Source organism: Streptomyces sp. NRRL F-5123, assembly GCF_000721495.1.
Taxonomy (GTDB): domain Bacteria; phylum Actinomycetota; class Actinomycetes; order Streptomycetales; family Streptomycetaceae; genus Actinacidiphila.
Map to the genome: position 1 here is coordinate 31,943 of NZ_JOHY01000074.1, position 9,217 is coordinate 41,159.

Genomic DNA, 9,217 nt, shown 5'->3' on the forward strand with positions numbered 1-9,217 from the left:
TCCTCGATACTGAGGCCATGACGGATCGGCGCTGGCAGTTCTGGGTCGACCGGGGCGGCACCTTCACCGACATCGTGGCCCGCCGCCCGGACGGTCGGCTGCAGACGCAGAAGCTCCTGTCGGACGATCCCGCCCGCTACCGCGACGCGGCGGTGGCCGGCATCCGGCGTTCGCTCGGACTGGGCGGGGACGAACCCGTACCCGACTCGCTCGTGGACACGGTACGCATGGGCACGACGGTGGCGACCAACGCCCTGCTGGAGCGCACCGGTGAGCGGGTCCTCCTCGTGGTCACCCGGGGGTTCCGGGACGCACTGCGGATCGGGTACCAGAACCGGCCGCGCATCTTCGCGCGCCGCATCCGCACCGCCGAGCAGCTCTACGAGCGGGTCGTCGAGGTCGACGAGCGGATCGCCGCCGACGGGACGGTGGTGCGCCGCGCCGACCTCGCACGGCTGGAGGACGACTTGCGGGCCGCCTACGACGCGGGCATCCGGTCCGTCGCTGTGGCCTGCCTGCACAGCCACCGGAACCCCGACCACGAGCGCGCCGTCGGCGACCTGGCGCGCAGGGTGGGCTTTCCCCAGGTGTCCCTCTCCAGCGAGATCAGTCCACTGACGAAACTGGTGCCGCGCGGCGACACGGCAGTGGTCGACGCCTACCTGTCACCGGTGCTCCGCCACTACGTGGGAGAGGTCGCACGGCAGATGCCCGGGGTCCGGCTGATGTTCATGCAGTCCAACGGCGGACTCGCGGAAGCCGGGCACTTCCGCGGGAAGGACGCGGTGCTCTCCGGCCCCGCGGGCGGCATCGTGGGCATGGCCCGCATGTCGGAGCGCGCGGGGTTCGGCAAGGTGGTCGGCTTCGACATGGGGGGCACCTCCACCGACGTGTCGCACTACGCGGGGGCTTACGAACGCGTCCAGACCGCGGAGATTGCCGGGGTGCGGCTGCGCGCTCCCATGCTCGACATCCACACGGTCGCCGCCGGCGGAGGCTCCGTGCTGCACTTCGCCGGCGGGCGCTACCGCGTGGGCCCGGACTCCGCCGGGGCCGTACCCGGGCCGGTCTGCTACCGCCTCGACGGGCCCCTGACCGTCACCGACGCCAACGTCATGCTCGGCCGTGTCCAGCCCGACCACTTCCCGAAGGTGTTCGGGCCCGACGGGGACCTGCCGCTGGACGCGGACGCGGTCCGCCTGCGGTTCGCCGAACTGGCCCGACGGATCCGCCACGACAGCGGTGACGACCGCTCCCCGGAGCAGGTTGCCGAGGGCTACCTGCGCGTGGCGGTCACGAACATCGCCAACGCCGTCAAGCGGATCTCGGTGCAGAAGGGACGTGACGTCACCGAATACGTGCTGACGACCTTCGGTGGCGCCGGCGGACAGCACGCCTGCGCCGTCGCGGACGCGCTGGGAATCCGCACGGTCCTGGTGCCACCCCACGCGGGAGTGCTCTCTGCGCTGGGCATCGGCCTGGCCGACGTGACGGCCATGCGGGAGAGGTCGGTCGAGCTGCCGCTCGCCGACGGATCGATGTCCCTGATCCGTTCGGTTGCCGGCTCGCTGGAGGCCGCCGCCCGTGACGAGCTGCGCGACGAGGGTGTCGACACCGAGCAGATCCTCGTCGTGCACCGCGCGATGCTGCGCTACGAAGGGACCGACACCGCCCACCCGGTGGAGCTCGCCGACGCCGACAGTATGCGGAGAGCCTTCGAGGCGGAGCACCGCGCCAGGTACTCGTTCCTCCTGGACCGGCCGCTCGCGGTCGAGTCCTTGTCGGTGGAGGCACGATGCCGGACACCGTGGACGGCCCCCGATCCGGAGCCGCCGACGGCCGCGACGGTGGAGCAGGGCACCGCGCCGATGTACTGCCGCGGCTCCTGGCAGGACGTGCCGCTGCTGAAACGGGAGGAGATGGGCGTCGGCACCGTCGTCACCGGACCCGCGATCGTCGTCGAGGCCAATGCCACCACGGTGGTGGACGACGGCTGGCAGGCGGAGACGACCGAACACGGCGACCTGCTCGCCCGGCGGGTGGCGACCGGGGCCGAGGACCGGACAAGGACCGAGGCGGATCCCGTCATGCTGGAGGTCTTCAACAACCTGTTCATGTCGATCGCCGAGCAGATGGGCGCCCGGCTGGAGTCCACTGCCCACTCGGTCAACATCAAGGAGCGGCTGGACTTCTCCTGCGCCCTCTTCGACCCGGACGGCAACCTCGTCGCGAACGCCCCGCACATCCCCGTACACCTGGGATCGATGGGTACCAGTGTCAAGGAGGTCGTCCGCCGCCGGGGCGCGACGATACGGCCCGGCGACAGCTACGCGGTCAACGACCCCTACCACGGGGGCACCCACCTGCCCGACGTCACCGTCATCACCCCCGTCTTCGACGGCGACGGCGACCGGATCCTCTTCCACGTCGCGTCCCGCGGCCACCACGCCGACATCGGCGGTCTGAGCCCCGGATCGATGCCCGCGGACAGCCGGCGCATCGAGGACGAGGGCATCCTGTTCGACAACTGGCTGCTCGTCCAGGACGGCCGGCTCCGCGAGTCCGAGACACGGGAGCTGCTCGCGAGCGGCCACCACCCCTCGCGCAACGCGGACACCAACCTGGCGGACCTCAGCGCGCAGATCGCCGCCAACCGCAAGGGCGCCGAGGAGGTCGGCGCGATGATCGACCACTTCGGCCTCGACGTCGTGCAGGCCTACATGCGGCACGTGCAGGACAACGCCGAGGAGGCCGTCCGGCGCGTCATCGACCGGCTCGGCGACGGTTCGTGCCGCTACGAGACCGACTCGGGCGCGGTGATCGCCGTACGGGTCGGCGTGGACCGCGCCGAACGCACGGCCACCATCGACTTCACCGGCACCTCACCGCAGCTCTCCAGCAACTTCAACGCCCCCACCGCCGTGGTCACCGCGGCCGTCCTGTACGTCTTCCGGACCCTGGTGGACGACGACATCCCGCTCAACGACGGCAGCCTGCGCCCGCTGCGCATCGAGGTGCCGGACACGTCGATGCTGGCACCCACCTACCCCGCCGCCGTGGTGGCCGGGAACGTCGAGACCTCGCAGGCGCTGGTCGGGGCCCTATACCGGGCCATGGGCGTGCAGGCGGAGGGCTCCGGGACGATGAACAACGTCTCCTTCGGCAACGACAGGCACCAGTACTACGAGACCGTCGCGTCCGGAGCCGGAGCGGGTGACGGCTTTGACGGCGCCTCGGTCGTCCAGACGCACATGACGAACTCCCGGCTCACCGATCCCGAGGTCCTCGAATGGCGCCACCCGGTCAGGGTGGAGGAGTTCGCCGTCCGCGAGGGCAGCGGAGGAGCCGGCCGCTGGCGCGGGGGTGACGGGGCGGTCCGGCGGATCCGCTTCCTGGAGCCCATGACGGTGAGCACCCTGGCCTCGCACCGCCGGGTGCCCCCCTACGGAATGGCGGGCGGCCTTCCCGGCGCGCCGGGAGCCGGGCGGGTGGAGCGCGCGGACGGCACCGTGTCCGCTCTGAGGGGGAGCGAGGTGGTGCGCATGGAGCCCGGCGACGTCCTGGTGATCGAGACCCCCGGCGGTGGCGGGTACGGCCCACCTGAGGGGGAGGCCGAGCGGATGCGGGGACGAGGACGGAACGCGGAGCGGTCATGAGCCCCTGGCCGGAGCGGGCGGGAGGCAGCCGGCCCGGTGGCAACGGCCCGGCGGGCATCTGGCAACCGCTCGGAATGGCGGAGACCACTTTCGGCCCCCTCACCCCCGAGATGGCGACCCGCTGCGCCCCGACGGAGCTGGACGACGAGACCGGCCGCCAACTGAAGGGCACGCCCACGACTTCTCGGCTCGCCTCCTCGGCGGCGTCTTCTCCACCGCCACCGACCTCACCACCTTCGCGCGCCAGATGCTCACGCCCGGCCAGGCCGCCTTCGACCCGACGTGGATCGCCCAGCCGCGGTGGGATGCGCGGTCGCGCCGAGGATCCGGATCCGCCGGTTGGCGTGCTCGATCACCGCGAACACGTACAACCGTGCCCCGGACAAGGTGACGGTCTCGAAGGAAGTCACAGGCGGGAAGCACGTCCGCTTGAGAACGCGGGAAGTCCGCCCAGGTGCTCGACGCCCGTTCGGGTGCCGGTGGGAGACCCGCGTCCTGGAGGATTTCCCCGACGGTGGACGCGGCTGCTTTCACTCCGAGGACGAGCAGCTCGCCGTGCAGTCGCCGGTAGCCCCAGGTCGGGTTCTCTCGGACCAAGCGCAGTACCAGGGCACGGATGGAGCCGACGGTGCGGGGCCGGTCCCCGCGGTTGGGCCGGGATCGGGCGGCGTGTCGGCGGGCGACCAGGTCGCGGTGCCGGCGCAGGACGGTGTCGGGTCGCATGAGCAGCCGCATACGGCGCAGCGCGTCCTTGGGGAGGTGGTGCAGCAACGCTGCCAGGAATGCCCGACCGGCCGCCGTGAAGCTGACTCGCTGCCCGTTCAGCTGCCGTTTCAGCACGGTGATCTGATGACGTAACGCCAGGGTCTCCGCGCCCTTGTCCCGGTCGCCCATTGGCAGGAGGCGCAGAGCCGCGAACACCTTCGTCACGCTCAAGTACGCGAGTTTCAACAGCACGAGTGATCATCATGCCGAGGTGATCGTCGTAGCCGCCAGTGTGCTACAGCAGCCTCTTCACCCAGAACACGGCGGAACCGGTACACCGCTCTGACTGAGTGGATGACGTTGTCGGCAAGGACACCGTCAACTGCTCGCCCGTGTAAGGGCGTTCGATGAGCCCCGACCCGGGGGCATCGGCCCGGACGTCGCGCGCGTCGCCGGTTACGGCCGCCGTCGGTGGCGCAGCCAGGCTCGCCAGAGTTCGAGGCGGTCGTGGCTGTTTTGGGGGATCAGGGCGTTGAGGACGGCGGCCGCCGCCCCGGGCAGGGACGTCGCCAGGAGAACCCACCAGGGGGCGCCGCCGTAGGCGAGGGCGGCCGGCGGGATGGCCGCGCTGAGAAGGGGAAACGCGGTGCCACGGTCGGGCATATCGGCCAGCACGCTTATGGGACCCGACGGCGGGCTGACCCTCCTTCACCATTGGAAGCAGACTGAAAGCCGATGCGGTCTACGCATTCGGCGCCGCAGGTCCTCGGCGCCGGTCTGGGGGTACTCGACACTCTGGTCCATTGCCTCGGGGGGTGGTGAGACGCGGGGACTCGGAGCCGACAGGTGCGTGGCGTCATTTCATCACAGGATCGGGCGCGGAGGTGAGCGGTTTGGTGAACCCTGTGGGGCTCAAATCTAGGATTCGGCCGCTGATCTGCGGGTTTGGCGCAGGTGCTGTTCGTTGCGGATGAGTGTTTGGTCGAGAAGTTCGCGGCGTAGGGTGCCGATGAACCGTTCGCAGTGTGCGTTCGCTTTCGGGGCCTGTGGTGCGCTCTTCAGGATCCCGATGTTGTCTGCGGTGAAGACAGCATCGAACGCCTGGGTGTATTTGCTGTCGCGGTCGCGCAGGAGGTAGCGGAAGCCGGCTGTGCGTCGGCCGAGGTCGGTGAGCAGGTTCCGGGCGAGCTGGGTGGTCCGAGCTGCGGTTGGGTGGGCGGTGACGCCGAGGATGTGAACGGTGCGGCTGCCTACTTCGAGGACGTAGAAGACGTAGAGCCGTCGCAGGGTCCGGGCCGGTTTCTGCTTCCATTTCCATCGGAGCAGTCGTCGGTGCCAGGACAGGAGGGTACCGGGGTGACGAGGCGGTGGCGTCGCAGCCTGCTCGGTAGGTGGCGGGCGAGGGCGGACAGCACCGCGCGGTCCGGCCACGCCAGGCGCGGCCGGGTCCCGAGCTGGCGCCGCAGCACTGCGACCTCTTTGCGTAGCACGAGGAGTTCAACGTTCTTGGCCTTCTCCGACCGCGGTAGCAGCAGGAGCAGATCGAGCAGCCGGACGAAGATCAGATAGAGCGCGCGCAACGCCATGCAGCCGGAGCATGCCATGATCGCCCGGTCCCGCACAGTGCCTGATCAGTGGCTGCGCGGCAGTTTTGGCACCCTACAGGATCCAGGCTCAGACGAGCGGTGTGAAGAAGAATGTGTCCCGTCGGCAGAACGTCAGGTTCTGCGTCAGGCGGAAAAAGTCCGCGAAACGAAGCACCACCTTTTCGCCGGAGCGCAGGATTCCGTGGAAGTCGCCGTGCACGGCTACGCTCAATCCATCCGCGATAACGTCACTGAGTGTGTGTTCACCTCGGTCGATTACCCGGGTCTCCGCATAGAAACGCAAGAGCTCCGCGCGCCCGACTATCGGGCTGTAGCCCGGTCGGTAATAGCTCGCGTCCGGGGCGAATAGTTCGACAATTCCGGAAACTTCACCGGAGTCCACAAGCTTGTAATAATCGCGAACTCGGGCGATGGCGGCCGGCTCGGAATCCATGCTTCACCTCAGGCGTGTCAACTGTATGTGCATTCCATTCGCTTGATCCGGTCGCAGGGAATTGCGGCAGACCTACAGCTTCAACACTTGACTCAAGAAGGCTAGTTCGGCTTCCAGCCCAGCGATGATGTTCTCCTGCCGAGCGAAACCGTGACCCTCGTCGTCGAAAAGAACGGTTCGGCATTCTATGCCGCGCGCCACGAGACGTTCCGCCATCCAGATGGACTGTTCGACAGGAACGACTTTGTCCCGGTGGCCGTGCAGAAAGAGGACGGGTACGGATATGGATTCACAGCTCTCGACGGGAGAGCGTCGCCGGTATTCTTCCTCCGCCCCCGGCCACGGTCCGACGAGTCGATCAAGCAGGTGCGCCTCGAAATGGTGTGTCGTGTGGCGAAGCAGCCGCAGGTCGCTGATGCCGAAATAACTGATCCCGGCAGCGAAGTCGTCCGACGCGGCGAGGGTCGCGAGCGCGGTGAAGCCGCCCGCGCTGCCGCCCCTGATGACCATCCGGGCGGGGTCTACCTTGCCCAGAGCGGCTAATCGCCGCGCTGCCTGGACGCAGTCGTCGACGTCTCTCAGACCCCAATGCCCATCGAGTGCCATGCGATAGTCGCGTCCCCATCCTGAGCTGCCGCTGTAATTGAGTTCCAGCACCGCGAAGCCACGGCTGGTCCAGAAGTGCGTTCCGGGCCGGTACTCGGGCAGGAACTGGGTCGTCGGGCCACCGTGGCAGACCAGGATCAGCGGGGGCCTGGTACCGGTCGGGCCGCAGTATCGGGGATGCGCGGGCGGATAGAAGAGCCCGTGGACGGTGCGGCCGTCCTGGGCAGTCAGCGCGATGTTTTCCGGCTGCGACATCATCCGCTCGTCGACAGGAACGCTCGGGCTGTGCACGACCTCGTGGTGGCCGGACCGCAAATCGGTCCGGATGACCGCCAGCGGGCGGTCAGGCGCGGCAGCAAGGGCGTAGAGCTGATCCTTCTCTCCGGCGACGGCGAGATAGGTCTTGTACGGCAGTCGCAGCTCCTGGACCTCCCGCACCTCTCCTGCTTCCCGCTCCCCTCGCCTCCTGCTGGCTGTCCCGAGATCGATCACGCCCACCCGCTGGCTGCCCCCGCTGTTGTAGATGCATGCCAGGCGGCCTTCGGAAAGGAAGCAGTACGCGGCCGGGTCGAGGGTCCACTGCGGCCAACCGAACTCCGCGTTGACCCTTACCACCGGCTCCACACCGCTCTCGACCAGGCGGTGGAGGTTCCACCAGCCGGAGCGGTCCGTGACGAAATGGAGCAGTCCGTCCGGGCTCCACTCCGGCTGGAACACCGACTCTCCGTTGCCTCCTGTCACACGTCGCGGCCGGGTGACTCCGGTCTCGGTGAGCCGCCCCAGCCACAGTTCGGTGCCGGTCCAGGGCATCTCAGGCCGTCGCCAGGCGAGCCACGCGAGCATGGTGCCGTCCGGACTGGGCCGGGGGGAGGCGTAGAAGTGGTGTCCTGACACAAGGACCGCCGGTGGTTCCGCCGGAGTGCGGCCGATCCGGACAATGTCGTGAACGACGCCGTCGCGTCGGTGTCGTGCGCGTACCCCGACCAGGCGACCGCCGGATGCCGGGAGTACCCGCATATCTGCGTATCGGTGATCGGTCCCGGGGCGAGTCCGGGGCGTGACGGGGACGGCGGTTCCCATCACCCCACCGGAGATGTCTTGACGATATATGCGCTGATCCGAGGCTTCGACGTAGGAGAGGACCCGCTCCCGTACGAGCATGGCGCCACCGCCGTACTCGTGGACGCGGGACCGGACGTCGGTGCTGTCGGCGGTGAGGTCCACGGTGCCACCGTCGAGGGTGTGCCGTACGGCGACGGTGCGACCCGAATCCGGGCGACCCTCCAGCCAGTGGATCTCGCCGCCGTCCCACTGAAGGGAGCTGAGCTGCGGCAGCGCGGCAGAGACCGCGGTCGCTGTGATCGTGGACGGCCAGTTACCGTAAGGGAGAGCAACCTTGCCCGGCCTGGCCTCAGCGGACATCGTCTTCCATGGCCTGGCGCAAGGTCAGGGGCCGCATGTCGGTCCATGTCGTGTCGATGTGAGCCAGGCACTCCTGCTTCGTCCCGCGCGTCCCCTCGGCCCTCCACCCAGGCGGCAGGTCGCGGTCGGCGAACCAGACGGAATACTGCTCCTCGTGGTTCAGTACCACCACGAACTGCTGGTCCTCACTGTCGATCATGCTCGGCCTCCAGGATGAGTGTGTCGATGATCTTTGACTGTGCGCGCACCGTCGGCGCGTCGAAGAACGCGGGGATGGAGAGCCGCACGGAGAACGCACGGCGGATGCGGGAGACGATCTGGGTGGCGCGGAGGGAGTGACCACCCAGTGCGAAGAAGTCGTCGTCGAGGCCTATCACCTCCTGCTTCATGACCTCGGACCAGATTGCGGCCAGCCGCTCCTCGGTGGCGGTCTGCGGCGCCGTGGCGGGGGTCTCCGCTTGCTCAGGGCGGGGCACTAGCGCCCCTCGGTCGAGCTTGCCGTTGGCGGTGAGTGGCAAAGTGTCGCGGATCTCCACATGGGAGGGCCGCAGATAGTCCGGCAGCCGGGCGGTGAGGAAATTCTTCACGTCCGCCGCTGAACAGGCGTGACCGGTCCGCGCGACGACATAGGCGGCCAGGTGCTGATCGCCGGCCGGGTCGTCGTACGGAACGACGGCGGCATTGTCGATGTCGGGGTGCTGGAGGAGGGTGTGCTCGATCTCGCCGGGCTCGATGCGGTGGCCCCGGATCTTGACCTGTTGGTCGGCACGCCCGTCAAAGCACAAGAC

At 68.7% G+C, this 9,217-nt stretch carries 7 protein-coding genes and 1 pseudogene; 1 reads left to right on the plus strand and 7 read right to left on the minus strand.

The window, feature by feature from the left end; translation table 11 throughout:
• The first annotated feature begins 17 nt into the window (after positions 1 to 17).
• Positions 18 to 3,656, plus strand: a complete 3,639-nt coding sequence (locus IH54_RS0135395) for a hydantoinase B/oxoprolinase family protein (protein ID WP_031525033.1) — start codon at positions 18 to 20, stop codon at positions 3,654 to 3,656.
• Positions 3,657 to 3,949: 293 nt separating this feature from the next.
• On the opposite strand, the pseudogene IH54_RS47345 reads toward IH54_RS0135395, so the two are convergent.
• From IH54_RS47345 to IH54_RS0135425, 7 genes and pseudogenes are all read right to left on the minus strand, one after another.
• Positions 3,950 to 4,613, minus strand: a pseudogene (locus IH54_RS47345) (integrase); the annotation flags it as partial.
• A 204-nt stretch (positions 4,614 to 4,817) separates the two neighbouring features.
• Positions 4,818 to 5,024, minus strand: coding sequence for a hypothetical protein (locus tag IH54_RS0135405; RefSeq protein ID WP_159012255.1), 207 nt, complete (start codon positions 5,022 to 5,024; stop codon positions 4,818 to 4,820).
• Positions 5,025 to 5,279: 255 nt separating this feature from the next.
• Positions 5,280 to 5,792, minus strand: coding sequence for an integrase core domain-containing protein (locus IH54_RS43950; RefSeq protein ID WP_234344191.1), 513 nt, complete (start codon positions 5,790 to 5,792; stop codon positions 5,280 to 5,282).
• 243 nt (positions 5,793 to 6,035) lie between these two features.
• Positions 6,036 to 6,401, minus strand: coding sequence for a nuclear transport factor 2 family protein (locus tag IH54_RS0135410; protein ID WP_031525040.1), 366 nt, complete (start codon positions 6,399 to 6,401; stop codon positions 6,036 to 6,038).
• A gap of 72 nt (positions 6,402 to 6,473) precedes the next feature.
• A complete protein-coding gene (locus IH54_RS0135415) occupies positions 6,474 to 8,429 on the minus strand; it encodes a S9 family peptidase (protein ID WP_052398217.1) in 1,956 nt (651 codons plus the stop codon).
• The gene (locus IH54_RS0135420; RefSeq protein WP_031525044.1) at positions 8,419 to 8,628 is read right to left on the minus strand and encodes an MbtH family protein; all 210 of its coding nucleotides are present in this window, start codon (positions 8,626 to 8,628) and stop codon (positions 8,419 to 8,421) included. The genes IH54_RS0135415 and IH54_RS0135420 overlap by 11 nt, the downstream gene beginning before the upstream one ends.
• Positions 8,615 to 9,217: phosphopantetheine-binding protein (locus tag IH54_RS0135425; RefSeq protein ID WP_199923517.1), on the minus strand; the 603-nt coding region annotated here is incomplete at its 5' end. The genes IH54_RS0135420 and IH54_RS0135425, both read right to left, overlap by 14 nt.

Bases quoted from the DNA above. Each gene is read 5' to 3' on its own strand.
- IH54_RS0135395 (WP_031525033.1), top strand. From the start codon at position 18: ATGACGGATCGGCGCTGGCAGTTCTGGGTCGACCGGGGCGGCACCTTC.
- IH54_RS0135405 (WP_159012255.1), bottom strand. From the start codon at position 5,024: ATGCCCGACCGTGGCACCGCGTTTCCCCTTCTCAGCGCGGCCATCCCG.
- IH54_RS0135410 (WP_031525040.1), bottom strand. From the start codon at position 6,401: ATGGATTCCGAGCCGGCCGCCATCGCCCGAGTTCGCGATTATTACAAG.
- IH54_RS0135415 (WP_052398217.1), bottom strand. From the start codon at position 8,429: ATGTCCGCTGAGGCCAGGCCGGGCAAGGTTGCTCTCCCTTACGGTAAC.
- IH54_RS0135420 (WP_031525044.1), bottom strand. From the start codon at position 8,628: ATGATCGACAGTGAGGACCAGCAGTTCGTGGTGGTACTGAACCACGAG.